Origin of the sequence: Faunimonas pinastri (assembly GCF_900110915.1) — a bacterium.
GTDB lineage: Bacteria > Pseudomonadota > Alphaproteobacteria > Rhizobiales > Afifellaceae > Faunimonas > Faunimonas pinastri.
Genome location: NZ_FOFG01000001.1, coordinates 561,425 through 583,239, shown reverse-complemented (window position 1 = coordinate 583,239; position 21,815 = coordinate 561,425). Strand labels below are relative to the sequence as shown.

Sequence of the window (21,815 nt, the reverse complement as noted above, 5' to 3'; positions counted from 1 at the left end):
AGAGTGAACGGTACGGGGAGTAAGCCTCAGGCCCGGGCGCGGGAGATGGCTATGCGCACGGCATGGGCCAGCGCACGGGCCGGGGCCATGGAAAGCAGCCCGCCCGCCTCGCGAATCCAGCTCTGCCGCGCTTCGCTGAAGCCGGCCGGTGCGGCCGCGCCCGTTTCCTCCAGTTCCAGGAGGTCCGCCGCCAGTGCGGAAGCCTCGAACGGCATGTGCGGAATCTCGATCAGCCCACCCTGCGCATCCGCCGGATTGGGGACCCCGGTGAAGGCGACGCTTACCGCATCGCGACTGTGGAAATCCTGAATCGCGCCGATCACCAGCCGCGTCACCGGACCGGGCGCACCTCGAAACGTCCAGACCTGCCCGACGGCGATGGAGGAAACGGGAACGGAGGGCGCTGAAGTCTCGGACATGGGATCTCCAAGGATCGGTATCGACGCAAGACATGGAAACTGGCTCGCACCATTACAACCGGAGTGCGAGAGTTCAGGAGGCTGAGGCGCTCCGCCTTTGGGTCAGGGTGCCGGATTCTTCCAGGGCTTCATGGTGCCGACGGAGAAGGTCACGAAGAGGAAGGTGTAAGGCGTGTTTCGCCTGAGCAACATGCGCTTCGGCCCGCTTGCATCATAGATGATCTGGCATTCGGTGCCGTCCTTCAGCGGGTTCGGGGTCAGGAAACGCTCGATCCCGAGGGTGCCTTCCAGATGCGTCACCTTGTACGAGCCGACACGCCAGATCGCCGAGCCGCCATGCTCGAACGACCAGGCATCGTCCCCGGTCTTCAAATCCACATTGCCGACGCCGGCGGCATAGCCCGATGTCTTGCCGCCGAGCTCCCCTTCCCGCTTATAGACAGCTGCAAGGGCGAGGATCGCTTCTTCTAGAGCGGGATCAGCTCGACCAGCCGCGCCGCGTCGCGTCGCTCCGGCTGAAGGTTTCCCCGTCCGCCGTCAGGCGATCGAGAATGGCATTGGCCTCAAGGCGCTCGTCCAGCGTCATCTCACCTCCCCCTGCCCCGCCGCTTTCCGGCCGACGATTTCTGCGGCAGCGGGCCGCCCATCGGCTTTTCCGTGCGACCCACCGTCATTTCGTCCAGGTCGTTCTTGCGGACGCGGCTTTTCGCGGGCGGCGCGGCGAAGGAGCCGGCCTTGCCTTCCACCGCGCTCTGGCGGGCGAGCGGATCGTCGGAGATCGCCAGTTCCGTCTCGCGCAGGCGCTTGAGTTCGTCGCGCAGCCGGGCCGCCGTCTCGAATTCGAGATTGGCCGCCGCGTCGCGCATCCGCTTTTCCAGATCCGCCAGATGGGCCTGAAAGTTGTGGCCGATCGTGGCACCCTCGTCGGTGTGGCCGACATCGACGCGGACATGGTCGCGCTCGAAGACGCTGTCGAGGATATCGCCGATATTGCGCTTCACAGATTCCGGCGTGATGCCGTGCTCGGTGTTGTAGGCCACCTGCTTCTCGCGGCGACGCTCGGTCTCCGCCATCGCCCGCTCCATGGAGCCGGTGATGTGGTCGGCATAGAGCACGACGCGACCGTCGACGTTCCGCGCGGCGCGGCCGATGGTCTGGATCAGCGAGGTCTCCGAGCGCAGGAAGCCTTCCTTGTCGGCGTCCAGAATGGCGACCAAAGCGCATTCCGGAATGTCGAGCCCTTCGCGCAGCAGATTGATGCCGACCAGCACGTCGAAAGCGCCGAGGCGGAGATCGCGCAGGATCTCGATCCGCTCCAGCGTGTCGATGTCGGAATGCATGTAGCGCACGCGCACGCCATGCTCGTGCAGGTACTCCGTCAGGTCCTCGGCCATGCGCTTGGTGAGCACCGTCACCAGCGAGCGGTAGCCGCGCTGCGCGACCTCGCGCACTTCGCCCAGGAGATCGTCCACCTGGCTCTTGGCCGGGCGCACTTCAACGGGCGGATCGATCAGGCCGGTCGGGCGGATCACCTGCTCGGCGAAGATGCCGCCCGTCTGGTCCAGTTCCCATCCGCCGGGCGTGGCGGACACGGCGACCGATTGCGGTCGCATCGCGTCCCATTCCTCGAAGCGGAGCGGGCGATTGTCCATGCAGGACGGCAGGCGGAAGCCGTATTCCGCCAGCGTCGCCTTGCGCCGGAAGTCGCCGCGATACATGCCGCCGATCTGCGGGATCGTGACGTGGCTCTCGTCGATGAAGACGAGGGCATTGTCGGGCAGGTATTCGAAGAGGGTCGGCGGCGGCTCGCCCGGCTTGCGGCCGGTGAGATAGCGCGAATAGTTCTCGATGCCCTGACAGGCGCCGGTAGCCTCCATCATCTCCAGATCGTATTGGGTACGCTGCGCCAGCCGCTGCGCTTCAAGCAGGCGGCCGGCCTTTTCCAGCTCCTCAAGCCGCCACGTCAGTTCGGACTTGATGCCCTTCATCGCCTGCGCCAGCGTCGGCTTCGGCGTCACGTAGTGGGAATTGGCGTAGACCTTGACCGACTTCAGCTCCGACGACCTGGTCCCGGTCAGCGGATCGAATTCGACGATGGATTCGATCTCGTCGCCAAAGAGCGAGACGCGCCAGGCCCGGTCTTCCAGGTGGGCGGGGAAGATTTCGACCGTATCGCCGCGCACCCGGAAGCTACCGCGGATGAAGTTGATGTCGGTGCGTTTGTATTGCAGGGCCACGAGGTCGGCCAGCAGCTGGCGCTGGTCGATGCGCTCGCCCACCTCCAGGCCGAAAGTCATGGCCGTATAAGTCTCGACCGAGCCGATACCGTAGATGCAGGAGACGGAGGCGACGATGATGACGTCGTCGCGCTCCAGCAGAGAGCGGGTCGCTGAGTGGCGCATGCGGTCGATCTGCTCGTTGATCGACGATTCCTTCTCGATGAAGGTATCCGTGCGCGGAACGTAGGCTTCCGGCTGGTAATAGTCGTAATAGGAGACGAAGTACTCCACCGCGTTTTCGGGGAAGAACGACTTGAACTCGCCATAAAGCTGCGCGGCGAGCGTCTTGTTCGGCGCGAGGATCAGCGCGGGACGCTGCGTTTCCTCGATCACCTTGGCCATGGTGAAGGTCTTGCCCGAACCGGTGACGCCGAGCAGCACCTGCATGCGCTCGTCCTGTTCCTTGATCCCCGTCACCAGTTCATGGATTGCCCGCGGCTGGTCGCCCCGCGGATCGAACGCGGACCTGAGATCGAAAGGCACGCCGCCTTCGGACTTTTCCGGACGCGGCGGACGATGCGGCATCCACGGCTTGTCCTTGAGCTCCGGACGGCCGTTTTCGATCAAGTCGGACAGTGCCTGCACGGTCGCGGTCACCGCGTTCTGCGGCAACGACTCGACGTCTTCCAGGTCGATATCGAGGCCGGCGACGGGGTTGAGCCCGCCTGCAGCGCGCTCCTTCGCCGTGCCGGCGCGGCCCATCGACGTGCCGCGGGAGGATTTGTAGGGCGCGGCATCCTCGGCCTTCGCCTTATCCTTGGCCTTTACCGGCGTCTTGCGCCCAGCGGCCTTGGAATCAGCCTTGCCGTCGCCGTCCGTCTTGCGCGTGGCGCGGATGGCAGGCGTCTCGGCCGGATGCAGCGGCACGCTCTGGTCCGGCATCAGCGGACTGGCGCGTTTCGCCTTGATGCGCGATTTCGGTGCTTCGACAGCCTCACCGTCGCGCTCCGCTTCCTCTGAAATCAGGTCGGCCCAGGCGGAGATCGGCCCGGCGAAAGCGCGTTCCAGTGGCACACCTTCAAGGTTGGGCTGCGGCGCTTCCCCGAAGCCGGCGGATACCCCGCTTTGCTCCGGCAGCCCGGATCCTTCGGGAAGAGCGGTCGAGGGGGAGCTGGGCGATTTTTTCGGGGCGGTCGGCATATCGGCAATATGGGTCCGAACCGGACGGGATGGAAGACCGCAACGGCCATGAACAAAACAAAAACGACGGCCCGAGGGCCGCCGTCCTTTTCGTTGTGCTTCTACAGACTCAGCACTGCTGGCCGGGAGCGCAATTGCCGTTCTGGCGATTGCCGAGCCAAGGCTGGTTGCCGTTCGGCGCGGCATTCTGGTTGCCCTGCGGGCGTCCCTGCCCCTGCTGGCCCTGCCCCTGCGGGCGCTGGTCCTGCTGGCGCTGGTCCGGCCGACCCTGGCCCTGGCCCTGGCCCTGGCCCTGACGATTCTGATCGGGCCGCTGGCCTTGATCGCCACGATCGGGACCGCGGTCGCCGCCGCGATCCGGACCACGATCCCCACCACGATCACCGCGATCCGGGCCGCGATCGAATCCACCGGGGCCGCCATTCGGGCCGCCGCGATCCCAATCAGGACCACGATCCGGGCCCGGGCCGGGGCCACGGTCAAAGCCTGGGCCGGGGCCGGGGCCGCGTCCCGGACCACGATCGCCGCGATCCCAGTCGGAACGCCAGCCCGGAGGCGGACCGGCGCGACGCCAGTCGAAGCGATCCCAACGGTCGCGCTCGCGGTAGAACGTGCGGCCGTGATAGTAGCGGTCCCAGTAATTATCGACGTCGAAGGTGACGATCGGAACGCCCACGCGCGGCGCGTATTCCGGCACGTAGACGCGACGGCTCTGGTACATGAACTGCAGGTAGGCGCCGGAGACCCAGCCGCGATTGCCGGCATAGTTCACGTCGCACCACGTGTAGCCGGTCAGGCAGCCGTAGATGTTCAGCGGCGTTCCCGTCTGCAGCACGGCGACGGGCGGATATTGCGTGCTCGGCCCGGAGCGGAGATTCACGTTGGCAGTGGAGTAGCCGGTGGTTGCGGCTGCAGCGATTCCCGGCAGAGCGGCGGCGCCTGCAAGCGCCAGACCGGCCAGGAGGTGACGTCGTTTCATCTAAGCACTCCCAATTCTCATCCCGCCCCGCTGGCACCATGGCTGCCCTGCCCATGCTGCCGCCGTGGCGGACGGATCGACCGGCATCCATGGTGGATGCTCGACATATCGACCGCTTCGACAATGGCCCGGTGCGGCTTGGGTTCCCGGCGGGTCGTCCGCCATCAGCCCTCCACGGTGCCGGCCATTCTCCCGCTTGGCGTGGAATGCAATAAAGGCACGAGTTGGACCGCGAGCACCGCGGCGAAGATGATCCCACAGCCAAGCCAGCCGCCGCCGTCCAGCCGCTCGCCCAGAATCAGCGCCGCGAACAGCGAGGCGAAGGGCGCCTCGGCGGAAAAGATCACGGCGGCGTCCGCCGCCCGCGTATGGCTTTGGCCGAGCGCCTGGAAGGAAAAGGCCAGCGCCCCCGAGACGATGCCGGCATAGGCAAGCTCGGGCGCCGCCTGCAGGACGGCGGCAAGCGTCGGCTGCTCGGCCACCAGCCCCACCGCCGTGGCGACGACGCCGCTGACGAGGCACTGCCAGAAGACGACGAAGAGCGGCCGCCCGGTCGCGTTCACCGCCGGCCCCATCAGTGCGACGTGGAAGGCCCAGAACACCGCGCAGATCAGGCCCAGAAGGTCGCCGATGCCGACATGCGACAGCCCGCCGGTGAGCAGCCACGTGCCGATCACGGCGAGCAGGACGGCCGGCCAGACGATCCAATCCGGCCATTGCCGGAACAGCAAGATCATGACGAAAGGCACCATCACCACATAAAGCGTGGTGAGGAAGCTGACATTGGTGACGCTCGACGTCAGCAGGCCGAACTGCTGGAAGATCTGCGCGGTGAGAAACACGCCGGTCACCGCAAAGGTCAGCATGAGACCGCGGCGGCGGCCCGCATTCGGCGCAGCACTTGGCTCGGCGGCATCGGCCCTCACGGGGCCGAGCAGCAGTCCGCCCTCACGCATGACGAAGGGCAGCATGGCCAGCGCCCCCAGCAGGAAGCGCAGCCCGACGAAGCTCCACGGGCCGAGCTTCGACATCACGGTGGACTGGGCGATGAACGCGCCGCCCCAGATCAGGGCGGTGAACAGGCAGAGAAGATTGGCGGCGAGGCGTGACATGCGGCTCGTGGTATGGACAAAGCCCGCCTCCGGCAAGTGGATTGGCGGGCTGACGCGGCGCCTCGAAGCGCCTAGGAAGAAGCCATGAATTATCGCCACGCCTTTCACGCCGGAAACTTTGCCGATGTGGTCAAGCACATCACGCTTGCCCGCATCATCGAGCACCTGAAGGCCAAGCCCGCGCCCTTCCGGGTTCTCGATGTCCATGCCGGAATCGGCCTCTACGACCTGACCGCCGACCCGGCGATTCGCACTGGCGAATGGTTGGATGGAGTCGGGCGGCTTTACCGCGACGGCACCGCCGATCCCGATCCGCTGACCGACGAGGCGGAGGCGCTGCTGGCGCCATGGCGCAAGACCATCGCCGCGGTCAATGACGGGACGCATCTCGCCCATTATCCCGGCTCGCCCGAGATCGCCCGCTGGCTGATCCGTCCGGAGGACAGCCTCGTCTTCAACGAGCTGCATCCGGATGACCGGCCCGTCCTCACCCGCCGCTATGGCCGCGACGGTCGCGTCAAGATCCTGGAGATGGACGCCTGGACGGCGCTGAAGGCGCAGCTACCGCCGCCGGAGCGGCGCGGCCTGCTGCTGGTCGACCCGCCCTATGAGGTTGCGGACGAGGCGAAGAAGGCGGTGACCGCCCTTGCCGATGCGCAGCGGCGCTTCGCGACCGGCCTCACCTTTCTCTGGTACCCCGTGAAGGCGCAGGCGGATGCCAACGCGCTGGCGCGGCGCGTCGAGGCGCTCGCTATCCCCAAGACGCTTCGCGTCGAGCTCACGATCCGCCGGGCCGATTCCACGCTGCAGCTGAACGGGACCGGGATGATTCTGGTGAACCCGCCGTGGCGGCTGGAAAGCGAGCTCAGGCTGCTCCTGCCCCTGCTGCAGAAGCGGCTGGCGGATCGGGACGCCCGGTTCTCCGGCGGCTGGCGCATGGAATGGCTGGTCGGCGAGGCGCGGACGGAAAAGGACTGAAGAGGCCGGACTGAGCTACGGCGCGCGGACGGAGATCCGGCGCCGCCTCGGCCGGGGTGGACAGGCCCGCGGGCCGTTCCCAGGCGAAATTTCGCCGCCAACCAGAATTTCGGGCAAAAAAAAGCCGGACCCAAGGGGATGGGTCCGGCAGGAGAGAGAGGTTGGCCGGGGAAGGCCAACCTTTCAAGAGGGGAACAGCTGAAGACCCGACCCGGCGCCGGGAGGAGAATGACGCCGGAGGCACATCAGCCATGAGCGGTGTATGCTCCCGTTCGCGGTTGCACACAACATGATCATCTGCATGCCAGCTATGCAGATTGGCGCCAATGATCGGCGCAAGCTCGTGCCAGATGAGAGTCAAAGTGGCGGAAATGGCGACTCTCCCGTTCATCTGCGCGTCCGGCGAGCAGTCAGACCGATACGGTCCCGATGCCCGTGAGCAAAAATGCGGCAGCCGCGCAGCCGTTGCCGCGCGGGATTTTTGCTGCATCGCAAGAAGAAGCTTTCGGCAACCGGGATGCGCCGAAGCCGTTCCCGTGCTTGATTGAGCCGGAAGCAGCAATGGGTCAGGAGCGAGATGACGATCCCGGATCTCAGGCCGACGGGTCATGCGAGCCACAGCATCTGGCTCGTGACGGACGGCAAGGCGGGCGATCTCGCGCAGGTGGAGGGGCTCGCCATGGCCCTTGGCGGCCGGACGCAGCGGCGCGACATCCATCCCCGGCGGCCCTGGGCGTGGCTGGCGCCCGCCGGCGGCCCCGATCCGCGCGAGGATCCGCGCCGCGCCGGAAGTCGGCTTGCCCCGCCCTTTCCCGACATCGTCATCGCGACCGGGCGCCGGGCCGTGCCGGTGGTGCGCGCCTTTCGCGGCCTGGACCCGGCGACCCGGCCGTTCACGATATTCCTCAAGGACCCCCGCATCGGCGCCGAGGCGGCCGACCTGATATGGGTGCCCGAGCATGACCGGCTGACCGGCGACAACGTCATCCGCACGCTGACGGCGCCGCATCGTTTCTCCGCCGCCCGGCTGCTGGCGCTTCGCGAAGCGCCGCCGCGTGCCTTTTTCGGCCTGCCGCATCCGCTCCTCGGCATCGTGCTCGGCGGCCCCTCCAAGGGCACGAGGTATTCCCGCGACGAGATCGCCGCCTTTGCCGCCGGCCTGCGCGAGGCGCTGCCCAAGGCGGCCAGCGTGGTCGCCACGCCCTCGCGCCGCACCCCGCCGGAATTGCTGGCGGCCCTGAAAGCGGCGCTCGCCGACAAGCCCGGTTTCGTCTGGGACGGCAGCGGCGACAATCCCCTGCCCGGCCTGCTCGCGCTGTCCGACGCGCTGCTGGTGACCGCCGACAGCCACAACATGGTGAGCGAGGCGCTGGCCAGCGGCGCGCGGGTGCATGTGCTGCGCCCGAGACACCTCAACCCCCGCCTCGCCTTCTTCATCGACGCTCTGACCCGCGAGGAACGCGTGAGACCGTTCACGAACATGCTGGATTTTGCGGGACAAGAGCCGCTCGATTCGACCCCCGCGCTTGCCGAGGCGGTCAACGCTGCCTATTCAAGGTTCAGAACCCAACGAAACCGACGGATGCAGGCTCCATGACGCCCGCCCAGAAGACGCCCGCCAACATGACGCCCGCCAACCACGCCAAGCTCCTGATCCTTGGCTCGGGTCCGGCCGGCTACACCGCCGCGATCTATGCCGCGCGCGCCATGCTGGAGCCGGTGCTCGTCGCCGGCCCGCAGACGGGCGGCCAGCTCACCATCACCACCGAGGTTGAAAACTATCCGGGCTTCGCTCAGCCGATCCAGGGTCCCTGGCTGATGGAGCAGATGCGCGAGCAGGCGATCCATGTCGGCACCCGGATGGTGGAGGACATCGTCGTCGAGGCCGATCTCAACCAGCGGCCGTTCCGTCTCAAGCTCGACAGCGGCGCGGTCTGGACCTGCGATTGCCTCGTCATCGCCACGGGCGCGCAGGCACGCTGGCTGGGCCTGCCCTCGGAAGAGCGCTTCAAGGGCTTCGGCGTTTCCGCCTGCGCCACCTGCGACGGCTTCTTCTATCGCGGCAAGGACGTGCTGGTGATCGGCGGCGGCAACACCGCCGTGGAAGAAGCGCTCTATCTTTCGCATCTCGCCGGCAAGGTGACGGTGATCCACCGCCGCGACGGCTTCCGCGCCGAGCGCATCATGCAGGATCGCCTGCTCGCGCGCGCCAATGTCGAGGTGATCTGGGAAACCGTGCTGGACGAAGTGGTGGGCGCGGGCGGCTTCCCGCCCTCGGTCACCGGCGCGAAGCTCAAGAACGTCCGCACCGGCGCGGTCGAGGAGCGCTCGATGGACGGCATCTTCGTCGCCATCGGCCATGCGCCGGCCTCGTCCCTCTTCGAGGGGCAGCTCCGGCTGAAGGATGGCGGCTATATCTGGACGGCGCCGGATTCCACCGCGACCGACATTCCCGGCGTTTTCGCCGCCGGCGACGTGACCGACGACGTGTTCCGGCAGGCGGTCACCGCCGCCGGCCAGGGCTGCATGGCGGCGCTGGAAGCAGAAAAGTACATCTTCGGCCTTGAAGCCATGAGGGATGCGGCCGAATAATCACCTGCCCCGCGGGGCCAAAAACAGAAAGGTGCCTTCAGGGCGAGCACCATGGACTGGGACAAGCTCCGAATATTCCACGCAGCGGCACAGGCCGGCTCTTTCACGCGCGCGGGCGACGCGCTGAACATGAGCCAGTCGGCAGTGAGCCGTCAGGTCAGCGCGCTTGAGCAGGAACTCGGCACTCCCCTTTTCCATCGCCACGCGCGCGGGCTGATCCCGACCGAACAGGGCGAACTCCTGATGCGCGCCGCGCAGGACATGACGCTGAAGCTGGAGGAAGTGCGCGGCCGCCTCGCCGATTCCCGCGCCCAGCCTACGGGTACGCTGCGCGTCACCACCACCGTCGGCATCGGCTCCACCTGGCTGGCCTCCCGCGTCAACGAGTTCCTCGACCTGCATCCGGGCATCAGCCTGCAACTGATCCTGGAGGATACCGAGCTCGATGTCGCCATGCGCGAGGCCGACGTCGCGATCCGCTTCCGCCCGCCGACGCAGCCGGACCTGATCCAGCGCAAGCTCTTCACGGTGCACTTCCATCTTTATGCGGCGCCGGACTACCTGAAGCGGTTCGGCCAGCCAAAATCGACGGCCGATCTCGACGATCATCGCATCATCGTCTTTGGCGACAACGCCCCGCCGAACCTCAAGGACCTGAACTGGCTGAGAACGGCCGGACGCGACCTTTTCAATCCGCGCCCCTTCGCATTGGCCGTGAACAATCTCGTGGCCATGCGCCGGGCCGTGGAGCGCGGCGCCGGGCTCGCGCTTCTGCCGGACTACATGATCTCCAGCGAGAACAACCTCGTGACGATCATGCCGGAGATTGACGTGCCGAGCATGGACACGTTTTTCGTCTATCCGAGCGAACTGAAGGAATCCACGCGCGCCGTGGTCTTCCGCGATTTCCTCGTCGCCAATGCGAGGCGCTGGGCGCACTGAAAGCGCGGCTGGATGGCTGCCAACTGGAAATATCGCGGCAAGATCGGCGGCAAAGAATTTCTGCCGCTTTGCGGAATCAGCGCCGTTTCCGTGTTGCCCCTCCCCGTCGCCTGGCATCTCAAATGTCTCCGCGAAGCGGCTCTCCTTCGCGACGGCACCCCGGTCGTGGCCCTGATCACCGCCTCCAATCGTGGCGGATAAGGGGCGCCGGGACCGTGACGATACGCGGGTCATGCTGGCGTTCGACCGGTCGACGGACGCCGGACCGGTTCACTGCGAGGTCCTGAAGCGCCTGTCCGGCTCGTCCTACGCTTTCGATGTCGGCCGCAGGTCACGGTCGTACCCCGGGAGGATGGCTGCTACGACCCGGTCTTTTCGCCGGACGCTGTTTCGCCTCGCCTGTCGCTCGTTGCGGTTCTCATGAATATCGCCGCCGCACTCGGTCTCTCTCTCACTTACGTCCGGTTCCCGTCCTCCGCCCCCTCTACCGACCCACATCCGTAAGATGCGCGATCTGCGCCTCGACAGGCTTGGTCAGATCGGATTCCGTCTCGCCCGTGTGGCGGGTCGAGACCGGCTCGACCATGAGGATCCAGCATTCCTCCCGCGCTTCCGTCATGTGCTCGCGGCCGCGCGGCACGACGTGGAAATCGCCGGGCCCGAGCACCACGTCCTCGCCGTCGCGGTAGTGAATGACCAGTTCGCCGCGATGGACCAAAAAGAACTCGTCCTCCGCCGCATGGGCGTGCCAGACGAACTCGCCCCGGGCGCGGGCGATCTTCACATATTGCCCGTTCGCCTCGGCGATGACGCGCGGCGACCAGACGTCCTCGATTGCCTCGAATTCCCGGTCGAGATTGGATTGGACGATCATGGAGGCTCCCCGGCCCTGCGTTGCCTCCCCAGAGTTAAGCTATCCCGCGGCGTCTCGCCAGCGGCCCGCACGGTTCACGGTCGCGGCCCAGCTCCCTAGATTCCCCCGCCCCCTATATCCCGGCATACCATTCGTAGCCGTTGTCTTCCCAATAGCCGCCATTGCCCCCATTGATCTCTTTCAGGCTCTCCACCGCCTCGATCTTCATGATGTATTTCGCCATCTTGTAGCCGAGCTGGCGCTCCAGCCGCAGGCGCAGCGGCGCCCCGTGCGGGATGGGTAGAACCTGATCGTTCATCTCGTAGGCAAGGATCGTCTGGGGGTGGCGGGCATCCGCGATGGCCACGGATTCGTAGTATTTCGCCTCGCCATCCAGCGTCTGCTCCATCGTGTCCGCGCAGTAGAAGACGATGAAGCGCGCCTGCGGCTTCAGCCCGACGAGATCGAGCACATGCGCAAGGGGGACGCCCTTCCACTTGCCGATGCAGCTCCATCCTTCCACGCAATCGTGCCGGGTGATCTGCGTGCGCGACGGCATGCCCCGAAGATCGGCGAGCGAATAGGAAGCGGGCCGCTCGACCAGCCCGCCAACCTCGAGCTTCCAGTTCGAGAAATCGTCGGCGGCCAGAGCGGTGTAGTCGTCATCGTCCGGCCGGATCGTCCCGTTGGCGCGAAACTTCGGCGAAATATCGGCTTCCGAATATTCCGGCGCGAGCCGCGCGTCGGACAGGAAGAGCCCCTGCACGGACCGCGTGACGTTCTCCGCGCCGTAGAGGATGTTGCGGAACCACGATTGCTGCACCAGCGGATCGCAGCCCGACAGCAGCAGCGAAGACGAGAGCAGCGAGGCGCGGGTGAGAAACCCCCGGCGGTTCATCGGATCAGCCATCTGAACGGCCCTCCTCCTCGATCACATAGGTACCGGTGATCATCGAGCGCATGTTGTTGAGGAAGCCCGAGAGCAGCACCATCACGACATGCACCAGCGTGAAGAGCAGCAGCGCGAACGCCATGAGGAAATGCACGGTCCGCGCCGACTGGCGCCCTCCGAAAAGATCGAGCAGGCCGGAAAATACCGAATCGAGCCCCGGCGACATCGTGAGCCCACCCAGCACGAGCACGGGGATCACCACGAGGATCAGCACGAGATAGGTGAGCCGCTGCAGCACATTGTAGGTGCGCGCTTCCTCGCCTTTGGGAAAGCGCAGGCGCATGTGGTCCCGGATGGAGCCGCCGATATGACGGAGCTGCGCGCCGGACGGGATCATCCCGCGCCAGTGGCCGGAGACGATCAGCGAGAGAAGGTAAACCGCGCCGTTCAACACGAAGAGCCAGGCGAAGAAGAAGTGCCAGCGCCGTCCGTCCGCGAGATCCTGGTAGCTGGGCAGCGTGATCCACGAAGGAAAGCCGCGCGCCGTCATCTCGCCGTTCACCTTGCTGGCGCCCAGCACGCCGGTGCTATCGGCGGAATGGCCCGCGATGGTGGTGACGCCCTTCACCGAACCGTCGGGCGTCTCCTCAGAGCCCAGCCGAAGGATGGGATGGTCGAAGTTCGATTGCGTTCCCCAATAAAGAGCCGGATGCGCGTTGAAGATCTGCAGGCCGCTCATCAACAGCACTGTCATGCAGAGCACATTCACCCAATGGGTGATGCGCACGACGATCCCGTGCCGGCGGGTTCGCACCTTGCGGGAGGCCATCATTCGATCAGACATGCCGTTCCTCCGTTGCACAGGAGATACGACCGGAAGCCAAATCCGGTTTCAACGCTCCGCGCGGATTGGCGCGGGGGCATTAAGCTTGATTAACAACCTCCGCCGTCGCATGGTCGCCGCAACAATCCAGCAGAGGTTTGCATGAAACTCCGGTCGCTTCTTTCCGCTTCGCTGCTGCTGGCCGGCCTGCCCGCCATCGCCGCGGCGCCGGCACTGGCCGCCGACATGCCGTATTACGCCACCGAGACCACCACGGTGACGGCTGTTCCCAGCCAGTGCGCCGATACCGGCATCCTGTCGCGCATCGAGGATCATTACAACTGGTCTGACCAGCACACCTGGCACCGCGGCATTCTGATCGCGGCGCTGCAGGAACCCCGGCCTCAGGTCGGCGGCGTCGACAACCCCTCGATGATCCCGAAGGAGCGCTGCACCGCGCGCGCCGTCTTCAACAACGGCCAGAGCCGGCCGGTCTACTACGTGATCGAGAAGGGCATGGGCTACGCTTCGGTCGGCCGCGGCGTCGATTTCTGCGTCGACGGTCTCGATCCGTGGCGCGTGCATGACGGGGATTGCCGGACCGTCCGTTGATCGCGGACGTCGCTATCTCAAGGGCGCGGGGCGCGTTCTGCCGCCTCGCGCTTTCGATTCTCCTGCTCTGCGGCTCCCTTCTTCCGGCCTTCGCGCAGGAACGGTCGCCCGACAGGACCGGCGATTTCGATTTCTACGTGCTGGCGCTGAGCTGGGCCCCGACCCATTGCCGGATCGATGCGCCGGACCGTCCCTGCCTGGAAAGCGGCCGGGCCTTCACGCTGCACGGGCTCTGGCCGCAATACGAGCACGGCTTTCCCGATTCCTGCCGGACGGACGAGCCGTACAATATACCGCGCTCGCTTGCGTCGGCGGCGACGGACCTCTTCCCTGACCGGTCGCTGCTCCAGCATGAATGGCGCAAGCACGGCACCTGCATGGGGCTGGACCAGAAGGCCTATCTGGACAAGCTGCGCGAGGCGGTGAGCCGCGTTCGGATTCCGCCACTGCTGCGCAGCGCCGACGCGCCGCAATATTCCTCCGCGCGCGAGGTCGAGAACGCCTTCGTCGTCGCCAATCCCGGGCTTTCGCCGGCCGGCATCGCACTCGCCTGCAAGGGCCAGGCGGTGCAGGAGGTCCGCATCTGCATGACGCGGAACCTGGATTTCCGCCGCTGCGCCGAGGTCGATCGCGCCGGCTGCCAGCGCAACCGGGTCGTCTTCCCCGCCGCCTCCCGCTAGGCGGCTTCCCTTTTCGTTATCTCCGAGGAACAGTTATGTGGGTCCTGCGCTCGTCACCGCCCTCCCCCTTTGGCCGCAAGATCAAGATCGCCGCGCATCTCTGCGGCCTCTTCGGTCGCCTGCAGATCGAGGCGACCAATACCGCCGATCCCGAGGACAGCGTCCGCCAGCAGAACCCGCTGGGCAAGATTCCGGTGCTGATCACCGAGGACGGAACTACGCTCTACGATTCGCGCGTCATCCTGGAATGGCTGGACGAGCAGGCCGGGCGGGGCGCTATCATTCCGACGGAACAGGGCCGCTTCGCGGCGCTCACCATGCAGTCGCTGGCCGACGGGATCATCGATGCCTCGATCCTGCAGGTCTACGAGAGACGCTTCCGGCCTGAGGAAAAGCAGCATCAGCCCTGGCTGGACTACCAGGCTGACAAGGTCCGGCGCGGACTGGAATGGCTGGAGGCCAATGTCGCCGATCCCGGCGCTTCGCCCCATGTCGGCGAGATCGCGCTGGCCTGCGCGCTCGGTTATCTCGACTTCCGCTTCGACGGCGAATGGCGCGGGACCTATCCGCGCCTGCAGCAATGGCTGGCCGACTTCAGCGCCGCCGTTCCCGCCTTCGAGGCGACCGGGGTTCACTGAGCCGGAGATGTCCGGCCATGAAAAAGGGCCCGAACCGGCGGGTTCGGGCCCTCTGACGCTCACTCGGAAGCGAGCGTTGTCTTAGAACTTGTAACCGACGCCGGCGCGGATCGAGTTGTTCGACAGGTCCGCCTTGGTGCGCGGTGCGATGTCGAAATTCTTGTTCTCGTAGTCGGTGTAGCGGTATTCGACGCGGGCGGTGATGCGGTTCGTCAGCATAGCCTCGCCGCCGACGCCGGCCGTCCAGCCCCATGCAGTGTGATCGTCGTCGGTGCCGTCATGAGCAACCTTGAGGTTGCCGAGAGCCGCGCCGCCCGTGCCGTACAGCAGGAACTGGTTGAGCGAATAGCCGACCTTGCCGCGCAGGGTGGCTTCCCAGTTCTGCTCGGCCTTGAAGCCCGCATCGCGGCCATGCGCGCCGGAGCCGACGATGTCGCCTTCGACACCGGCCACGAAGTTGTTCTGCTGGATGTTGTAGCCGGCATAGACGCCGCCATCGACGCCGCTTGCACCGTCATTGTGAATGCTGGAGCGACCGCGCGGATGCATGTCGGAATTGCCGAAGGAATAGCCAAGCAGGGCGCCGATTTCGAGGCCCGACCAGTCGCGCATGGCGGGAGCCGCGGAATAGGCCGGCGCGGGCGCGGCCTGATAGTTGCCGAAGTCGGCAGCGAAGGCGGGGACGGCAGCGACGCTAAGCGCCGCAGAAGCGAGAAGAACACGGATACGCATGACAAGACTCCGAGGTAAACCGAGAAGCCCGCTTTAAGATGCAGTCGTAAACACATCGTTTACCGAGCTTTTCTGTCTCAACAATGATCGCCCCCCGCGTCCGGTTCATGGCAAAAATCGGTCGGCGGGCACTTTCCCGGCGCTGTGTTCTTCCTGCAACAGACCCTTTCCACACGGGCAGAGGACGCTTATGAAGGCGGGCGTACCAACCTGACATTCCTGGAAGACCGAATTGCCCGCCTCCCCGTCCGCCGACCCTTCGCCCGTCGCCGGCCTTTCCGTCTTCCTGATCGCCAAGAACGAAGCTGACCGCATCGGAGCCGTCCTGGCCGCCGTTCGCGGGATCACGGACGACCTCGTGGTGATCGATTCCGGCTCCACCGACGACACGGTCGCGGTGGCGGAGAGGTTCGGCGCGCGGGTGATCCACAACGACTGGGTCGGCTTCGGGCCGCAGAAGCGGTTCGGCGAGGAGCAGTGCCGGCACGACTGGCTCTTGAACCTCGATGCCGACGAGGTGCCTTCGCTGGAACTCCTGGCGGAAATCCGCGCTCTCTTCGCACCCGGCGAGCCACAGGCCCGCTTCTTCCGGTTCCGCATCAAGCACGTCTATCCCGGCGACACGAAGCCCCGCCTCTGGGCGGATTACCACAATTACGTCCGCCTCTACGACCGGCGGGTGGGACGCTTTCGGGACAGTCTGGTTTACGATGAAGTCGTCACCGGAACGCAGCCCGTCGGCCAGTTGCACCAGCACGCGCTGCACTATTCCATCCGCAGCTTCGAGCATATGGCGGAGAAGCTGCGCGCCTATTCCACGCTGACGTTGAGCGAAAAGAAGAAGAAGCGCCGCTTCGCCGCCGCGCGCCTGCCACTCGAATTCCCGATGCAGTTCTTCAAATACTACGTCCTGCGCCGGCACTTCTCCGGCGGTTCCAAGGGTTTCCGATTTTCGCTCCTCTACGCGCAGGCCAAGCACAACCGTATCAAGGCCTTCCTGCACGCGCCCCGAAGCTGATCCGGGGAACCTGAAGCGGGCACCTGGAATCCGGCGGCTGGAAGAACGGCCGGCAAATCGCCATCTAGGGAGCGCAAGCCTCCTCCGGCCGCGGCCATGTTGCCGGCGGCTCGCTTGCCCGTCCCGCACAGCACACGTACATGAACGACGTGACCGACCAGACCAAAGACATTCCGGGTGATCCCAGAGCCGGCCTAGAGCCGGAGTTGCCGCGCGCCTCCTCCGATCCAACGGCGCTCCCGGAAACGGATGCCGGACCGACCGGGGACGAACTCGCGGCGGAGGCAGTCGAGTTCGAGCGCTCTGTCGAGAACGACGATCTTGCCGACGAACTCGATGCCGACCTGGGAGACGATCTTTCCGACGGCTCGGACGACGAGGAAGACCTCGCGTCGGACGACGAGGAAGACCTCGCGTCGGACGACGAGGAAGACCTCGCGTCGGACGACGAGGAAGACCCCGCGTCGGACGATGCGGATGTTCCGGCCGTCGATGTCGGCTCCGACATCGTCTGGGACAATCGCGTTTCCGGCAATGTCGGCCCGGAGGTCATCGTCGCGGCGGTGAAGACGCTGCCCAACGCGCCCGGTGTCTACCGGATGATGAACGCCGACGGCGACGTCCTTTACGTCGGCAAGGCGAAGAGCCTGAAGAAGCGCGTCGCGAACTACACGCGGACCGGCCTCCTCAACAACCGCATCGCGCGGATGGTGCGCTCGACGGCCGCGATGGACTTCGTCCGCACGCGCACCGAGACCGAGGCGCTGCTGCTTGAGGCGAACCTCATCAAGCGCCTCAGGCCGCGCTTCAACGTGCTGCTGCGCGACGACAAGTCCTTCCCCTATATCCTGATCGCCGACGACCACGAGGCGCCGGTGATCCTGAAGCATCGCGGCGCGCGCAAGCGCAAGGGCAGCTATTTCGGCCCGTTCGCCTCCGCTGGCGCCGTCGCCACCACGATCACCGCGCTGCAGAAGGCGTTCCTGATCCGCACCTGCTCCGACAGCGTCTATGAGAGCCGGACGCGGCCCTGCCTGCTGCACCAGATCAAGCGCTGCTCCGGTCCCTGCACCCGCGAGGTCGCGCTGGAGGATTATGCCGGCTACGTCCGCGAGGCGGAGGAGTTCCTCTCCGGTTCCAGCCGCAAGGTGCGTGAGGATCTCGCCCGCACGATGGAGGCGGCCTCGCACGATCTCGATTTCGAGCGCGCCGCCATCTACCGCGACCGCCTCTCGGCGCTTTCGCACATCCAGTCGCACCAGGGCATCAACCCGCAAACGGTGGAGGAAGCCGACGTCTTCGCCATCCACCAGGACGGCGGGCTTTCCTGCGTGCAGGTGTTCTTCTTCCGCACCGGCCAGAACTGGGGCAACCGCTCCTATTTTCCCAAGGCCGACAAGAGCGAGGAAGCCGACGGCGTTCTCGGCGCGTTTCTGGCGCAGTTCTACGACGACAAGCCGGTGCCGAAGCTGATTCTGATCTCGCACGATTTCGAGGATCGCGAATTGCTGGAGCGGGCCCTCTGCGAACATGCCGGTCACCGCGTGCAGCTCAGCGTGCCGCAGCGGGGCGAGAAGAAGGAATTGGTCGACCACGCGCTGACCAACGCCCGCGAGGCGCTGGGGCGCAAGCTCGCCGAAACGTCCAGCCAGGCGCGGCTGCTCACGGGAATAGGCGAGGTTTTCGGCCTCCCCGCCACGCCGCGCCGCGTCGAGGTCTACGACAACAGCCACGTCATGGGCACGAATGCGGTCGGTGGCATGATCGTGGCGGGGCCGGAAGGCTTCTCCAAGACGCATTACCGCAAGTTCAACATCCGCTCCGAGGACATCACGCCGGGCGACGATTACGGCATGATGCGCGAGGTGATGAAGCGGCGCTTCTCCCGTCTCCTCAAGGAAAACGGGCCCCGCCCGACGCAAGGGCCCGAGCAGGTGAAGGACCGCGAGGCGGAAGGGCTCGGCCCCTGGCCGGACCTCGTCGTCATCGACGGCGGCAAGGGCCAGCTTTCCGCCGTGATGGAGATCATGAAGGAGCTGGAGCTGACCGACCTGCCGGTGGTCTCGATCGCCAAGGGGCGCGATCGCGAGGCCGGGCGGGAAACCTTCTTCATGCCCGGACGCTCGCCGTTCATGCTGCCGCCGCGCGATCCCGTGCTGTATTTTATCCAGCGCCTGCGCGACGAAGCCCACCGCTTCGCCATCGGCTCGCACCGCGCCCGGCGCAAGAAGGAGATGGGCCGCAATCCGCTGGACGAGATTCCCGGCATCGGCCCCTCGCGCAAGAAGGCGCTGCTCCGCCATTTCGGCACGGCCAAGGCGGTCAGCCGCGCCGGCCTCGACGACCTCGTGACCGTGGAGGGCATCTCGCGCGCCATGGCGGAGGCGATCTACGATCATTTCCACGAGAGCGCCTGATGCGTCACATCGTCGTGACACCCATGCACGAAGGGTGTCTCGCCTTTTCCACGCTCAGGGTGCATTAAGACGGAAGACCGGACAGGATGGTCCGACTGACTCTCCGCCCTGCGGCAAAACATGGTTGACGACACGGTGACCCAGACCGAAAGCGCGATGCGACCGGCGCCCCTTCACGCCTTCAGCATCCCGAACATCCTGACCTACGGACGAATCGCCGCCTCCCCGTTGGTTGGCGCGACCTTTTTCGTGCCGAACGACTGGGCCCACTGGATCGCCTTCTTCATCTTCGTCGCCGCCAGCGTGACGGACTATTTCGACGGCTATCTCGCGCGGCTCTGGAAGCAGCAGTCGAGTCTCGGCCGCATGCTGGATCCCATCGCCGACAAGCTGCTCGTGTCCGTCTCCATCCTGGTACTGGTGGCAGACGGCATGCTGACGGGCTGGTCGATCTGGGCGGCGATCATCGTGCTGATGCGCGAGGTCTTCGTTTCCGGTCTGCGCGAGTTCCTGGCGGAGCTGCGCGTCAGCCTGCCCGTCACCCGGCTGGCCAAGTGGAAGACGACGCTGCAGCTCGTGGCCCTCGCCGCGCTGCTGGTCGCGCCCGCCATCCAGGGAGCGCGCAGCGGCATGATCATCGATCTCGGCCTCACCTTCTTCTGGATCGCCGCGATCGTCACCCTCTATACGGGCTTCGACTATTTCCGCGCGGCCCTGAAGCATCTCGCGAGAACGGCATGAGGCTGCGCTATTTCGCCTGGGTCCGGGAGCGGATAGGCACCGCCGCCGAGGATCTGGATCTTCCGGCGGATGTGGTGACCGTGGCCGAGCTGATCCGCTGGCTGGCACGCCGCGACGAAGGCTATGCCGCAGCCTTTGCCGAGCCCGACGTGATCCGCGCTGCGCTGGACCAGGAGCATGTGGACCATGCGACGCCCATCGCCGGGGCGCGCGAGGTGGCGTTCTTCCCGCCGATGACGGGCGGCTGACAGTGCCGGACGCCCCAGCGCACGTAACGGACATCGCCGGGGAAACGCCCGTCATCGTTCGCGTCCAGAACGGCATCTTCGACATCGCCGATGAGACGGCGAAGCTCGCCGACGGGCGAGCCGATATCGGCGCCGTCGTCAGCTTCATCGGCTATTGCCGCGACGAAGGCGGCCGCCTCGCCGCGCTGGAGCTCGAGCATTATCCCGGCATGGCGGAGGGCGAGATCGCCCGGATCGCCAATGTGGCGCGCGAGCGCTGGCCGCTTCTCGGCGTCACCTGCATCCACCGTTACGGCAAGATCGCGCCGGGCGAGCCTATCGTGCTGGTGCTCGCCGCATCCTCCCATCGCGGCGCGGCCTTCCAGGCGGCGGAATTCCTGATGGATTTCATGAAGACGCGAGCTCCCTTCTGGAAGCGCGAGCACCTGAAGGACGGCACCACGGGCGAGTGGGTGGAGCACAAGGATACCGACCAGCAGGCGGCGGATCGCTGGGCCTGACCGCAGTTCCGGGCGAAGCAGGCCCGGGCGAGACTGGCTCGGGCGAGACCGGCCTGACGCGAGTGCCCGAAGCGGGAGCCACCCGGGAGCCTGACGCTACGCACCTGATCGGAGACGCGATCGGAAGTCCTGATCGCGATGGCCCTCCTCCCGCGCTCAAGACAGCCCCGGAACGAAAACGCCCGCCGAAACGGCGGGCGTTCTGTTTCTGCTTTTGCGAGAAAGCTCAGCCGACGGCTGCGAGCTTCTTCTCTTCCAGGCTCGGATCGACCAGCTTCATGTAGTCGTCCATCAGCGAGAAGGTGATTTCGCCGGGCGTGAACTTGTATTGCCCGATCTCGGACACCGGCGTCACTTCCGCGGCGGTGCCGCAGAGGAAGGCTTCCTGGAAGCTGCCCAGTTCCTCCGGCATGATCGCCCGCTCGATGACCTCGATCCCGCGCTTGCGGGCGAGCTTGCTCACCGCCTGGCGCGTGATGCCGTTCAGGAAGCAATCCGGCAGCGGCGTGTGCAGCACGCCGTCCTTCACGAACATGATGTTCGTTCCGGTCGTCTCCGCCACCTGGCCGCGCCAGTCGAGCATCAGCGCGTCGGCATAGCCCTTCTTCTCGGCCATGTGCTTGGAGACGGTGCAGATCATGTAGAGGCCGGCCGCCTTCGACTTGGACGGAGCGGTGCGGGGGTCGGGACGACGATACTCGGCAAAGTCGAGACGGATACCCTTCCGGCGCTCTTCCGGGTTGAAGTAGGACGGCCACTGCCAGGCGGCGATCGCCACGTTGATCGTGTTGGCCTGCGCCGAGACGCCCATCATCTCGCTGCCGCGCCAGGCGATCGGGCGCAGATAGGCATCGACGAAGTTGTTGGCCTTGAGGACCGCGCGGCTTGCCGCCTCCAGCTCTTCCACGCTGTACGGAATCTCGAAATCGAGGATCCGGGCGCTTTCGTGCAGGCGTTCGGTATGCTCGCGCAGTGCGAAGATCTCGCCGCCATAGGCGCGTTCGCCCTCGAACACGGAGCTGGCATAGTGGAGGCCATGGGTCAGTACGTGTACCTGCGCGTCCGCCCATTCAACGAGAGAGCCGTTGAACCAGATCTTGCCTGTCATCTGATCGAAGGGAACGCCAGCCATGTCTAAACCTCCAGACCCCCGCTTTTCCTGAAGCGATGGGGTCCCTACTGTTATCGAAGCGAATGCGCCGGAATGGTGTTTCGCTGGA

General features: G+C 65.9%; 22 protein-coding genes. 12 read left to right on the top strand and 10 right to left on the bottom strand.

What is annotated here, in order from left to right:
- Positions 1–26: 26 nt before the first annotated feature.
- The 5 genes from BMY25_RS02695 to BMY25_RS02675 form a co-directional block, all read right to left on the bottom strand.
- Positions 27–419: a hypothetical protein gene (locus BMY25_RS02695; RefSeq protein ID WP_092495009.1), complete on the bottom strand. Its 393-nt coding sequence runs from the start codon at positions 417–419 to the stop codon at positions 27–29.
- A 102-nt stretch (positions 420–521) separates the two neighbouring features.
- Positions 522–797: a hypothetical protein gene (locus BMY25_RS02690; protein WP_143061859.1), complete on the bottom strand. Its 276-nt coding sequence runs from the start codon at positions 795–797 to the stop codon at positions 522–524.
- A 209-nt stretch (positions 798–1,006) separates the two neighbouring features.
- Positions 1,007–3,838: an excinuclease ABC subunit UvrB gene (uvrB, locus tag BMY25_RS02685; protein WP_092495007.1), complete on the bottom strand. Its 2,832-nt coding sequence runs from the start codon at positions 3,836–3,838 to the stop codon at positions 1,007–1,009.
- 109 nt (positions 3,839–3,947) lie between these two features.
- Positions 3,948–4,817, bottom strand: a complete 870-nt coding sequence (locus tag BMY25_RS02680) for an SH3 domain-containing protein (protein WP_092495006.1) — start codon at positions 4,815–4,817, stop codon at positions 3,948–3,950.
- A 164-nt stretch (positions 4,818–4,981) separates the two neighbouring features.
- Entirely contained in the window at positions 4,982–5,929 is a 948-nt protein-coding gene (locus BMY25_RS02675; RefSeq protein ID WP_092495005.1) for a DMT family transporter, read from the bottom strand.
- Positions 5,930–6,013: 84 nt separating this feature from the next.
- Between BMY25_RS02675 and BMY25_RS02670 the strand changes: the two genes are divergently transcribed.
- The 4 genes from BMY25_RS02670 (at position 6,014) to BMY25_RS02655 (ending at position 10,441) form a co-directional block, all read left to right on the top strand.
- Entirely contained in the window at positions 6,014–6,907 is an 894-nt protein-coding gene (locus BMY25_RS02670; protein ID WP_092495004.1) for a 23S rRNA (adenine(2030)-N(6))-methyltransferase RlmJ, read from the top strand.
- A 577-nt stretch (positions 6,908–7,484) separates the two neighbouring features.
- Positions 7,485–8,504: a mitochondrial fission ELM1 family protein gene (locus BMY25_RS02665; protein WP_092495003.1), complete on the top strand. Its 1,020-nt coding sequence runs from the start codon at positions 7,485–7,487 to the stop codon at positions 8,502–8,504.
- A 26-nt stretch (positions 8,505–8,530) separates the two neighbouring features.
- The gene (gene trxB, locus BMY25_RS02660) at positions 8,531–9,499 is read left to right on the top strand and encodes a thioredoxin-disulfide reductase (RefSeq protein ID WP_092495185.1); all 969 of its coding nucleotides are present in this window, start codon (positions 8,531–8,533) and stop codon (positions 9,497–9,499) included.
- 51 nt (positions 9,500–9,550) lie between these two features.
- On the top strand, positions 9,551–10,441 hold the full coding sequence (locus BMY25_RS02655; RefSeq protein WP_092495002.1) for a LysR family transcriptional regulator: 891 nt from the start codon (positions 9,551–9,553) through the stop codon (positions 10,439–10,441).
- A 484-nt stretch (positions 10,442–10,925) separates the two neighbouring features.
- Here the strand turns inward: BMY25_RS02655 and BMY25_RS02645 are convergent, their stop codons facing one another.
- From BMY25_RS02645 to BMY25_RS02635, 3 genes are all read right to left on the bottom strand, one after another.
- Positions 10,926–11,315 (bottom strand): cupin domain-containing protein, encoded by a 390-nt coding sequence (locus BMY25_RS02645; RefSeq protein ID WP_092495000.1) that lies wholly within the window; start codon positions 11,313–11,315, stop codon positions 10,926–10,928.
- Between the two features lie 112 nt (positions 11,316–11,427).
- The gene (locus BMY25_RS02640) at positions 11,428–12,204 is read right to left on the bottom strand and encodes a molybdopterin-binding protein (protein WP_092494999.1); all 777 of its coding nucleotides are present in this window, start codon (positions 12,202–12,204) and stop codon (positions 11,428–11,430) included.
- Positions 12,197–13,030 (bottom strand): cytochrome b/b6 domain-containing protein, encoded by an 834-nt coding sequence (locus tag BMY25_RS02635; RefSeq protein ID WP_092494998.1) that lies wholly within the window; start codon positions 13,028–13,030, stop codon positions 12,197–12,199. The genes BMY25_RS02640 and BMY25_RS02635 overlap by 8 nt, the downstream gene beginning before the upstream one ends.
- Before the next feature lie 141 nt (positions 13,031–13,171).
- Here BMY25_RS02635 and BMY25_RS02630 point away from each other — a divergent pair, with 141 nt between their 5' ends.
- From BMY25_RS02630 to BMY25_RS02620, 3 genes are read left to right on the top strand one after another with little or no spacing between them, the layout of a single operon-like run.
- Positions 13,172–13,621, top strand: a complete 450-nt coding sequence (locus BMY25_RS02630) for a hypothetical protein (RefSeq protein WP_092494997.1) — start codon at positions 13,172–13,174, stop codon at positions 13,619–13,621.
- Positions 13,618–14,301, top strand: coding sequence for a ribonuclease T2 family protein (locus BMY25_RS02625; RefSeq protein WP_177176664.1), 684 nt, complete (start codon positions 13,618–13,620; stop codon positions 14,299–14,301). Before BMY25_RS02630 ends, BMY25_RS02625 begins: the two co-directional genes overlap by 4 nt.
- Positions 14,302–14,336: 35 nt before the next feature.
- The gene (locus BMY25_RS02620) at positions 14,337–14,939 is read left to right on the top strand and encodes a glutathione S-transferase (RefSeq protein ID WP_092494995.1); all 603 of its coding nucleotides are present in this window, start codon (positions 14,337–14,339) and stop codon (positions 14,937–14,939) included.
- An 81-nt stretch (positions 14,940–15,020) separates the two neighbouring features.
- Here the strand turns inward: BMY25_RS02620 and BMY25_RS02615 are convergent, their stop codons facing one another.
- Positions 15,021–15,671, bottom strand: a complete 651-nt coding sequence (locus tag BMY25_RS02615) for an outer membrane protein (RefSeq protein WP_092494994.1) — start codon at positions 15,669–15,671, stop codon at positions 15,021–15,023.
- A gap of 232 nt (positions 15,672–15,903) precedes the next feature.
- Here BMY25_RS02615 and BMY25_RS02610 point away from each other — a divergent pair, with 232 nt between their 5' ends.
- The 5 genes from BMY25_RS02610 to BMY25_RS02590 all read left to right on the top strand — a co-directional run bounded on the left by BMY25_RS02610 (position 15,904) and on the right by BMY25_RS02590 (position 20,595).
- Positions 15,904–16,689 (top strand): glycosyltransferase family 2 protein, encoded by a 786-nt coding sequence (locus BMY25_RS02610; RefSeq protein WP_092494993.1) that lies wholly within the window; start codon positions 15,904–15,906, stop codon positions 16,687–16,689.
- 140 nt (positions 16,690–16,829) lie between these two features.
- Positions 16,830–19,106, top strand: a complete 2,277-nt coding sequence (uvrC, locus tag BMY25_RS02605; RefSeq protein ID WP_092494992.1) for an excinuclease ABC subunit UvrC — start codon at positions 16,830–16,832, stop codon at positions 19,104–19,106.
- Between the two features lie 156 nt (positions 19,107–19,262).
- The gene (gene pgsA, locus BMY25_RS02600; protein WP_092495184.1) at positions 19,263–19,847 is read left to right on the top strand and encodes a CDP-diacylglycerol--glycerol-3-phosphate 3-phosphatidyltransferase; all 585 of its coding nucleotides are present in this window, start codon (positions 19,263–19,265) and stop codon (positions 19,845–19,847) included.
- Positions 19,844–20,095 (top strand): molybdopterin converting factor subunit 1, encoded by a 252-nt coding sequence (gene moaD / locus BMY25_RS02595; RefSeq protein ID WP_092494991.1) that lies wholly within the window; start codon positions 19,844–19,846, stop codon positions 20,093–20,095. Before pgsA ends, moaD begins: the two co-directional genes overlap by 4 nt.
- A gap of 2 nt (positions 20,096–20,097) precedes the next feature.
- Entirely contained in the window at positions 20,098–20,595 is a 498-nt protein-coding gene (locus tag BMY25_RS02590; RefSeq protein WP_346432138.1) for a molybdenum cofactor biosynthesis protein MoaE, read from the top strand.
- Between the two features lie 226 nt (positions 20,596–20,821).
- On the opposite strand, the gene BMY25_RS02585 is transcribed toward BMY25_RS02590, so the two are convergent.
- On the bottom strand, positions 20,822–21,727 hold the full coding sequence (locus BMY25_RS02585; RefSeq protein WP_092494990.1) for a branched-chain amino acid aminotransferase: 906 nt from the start codon (positions 21,725–21,727) through the stop codon (positions 20,822–20,824).
- Positions 21,728–21,815 lie beyond the last annotated feature (88 nt).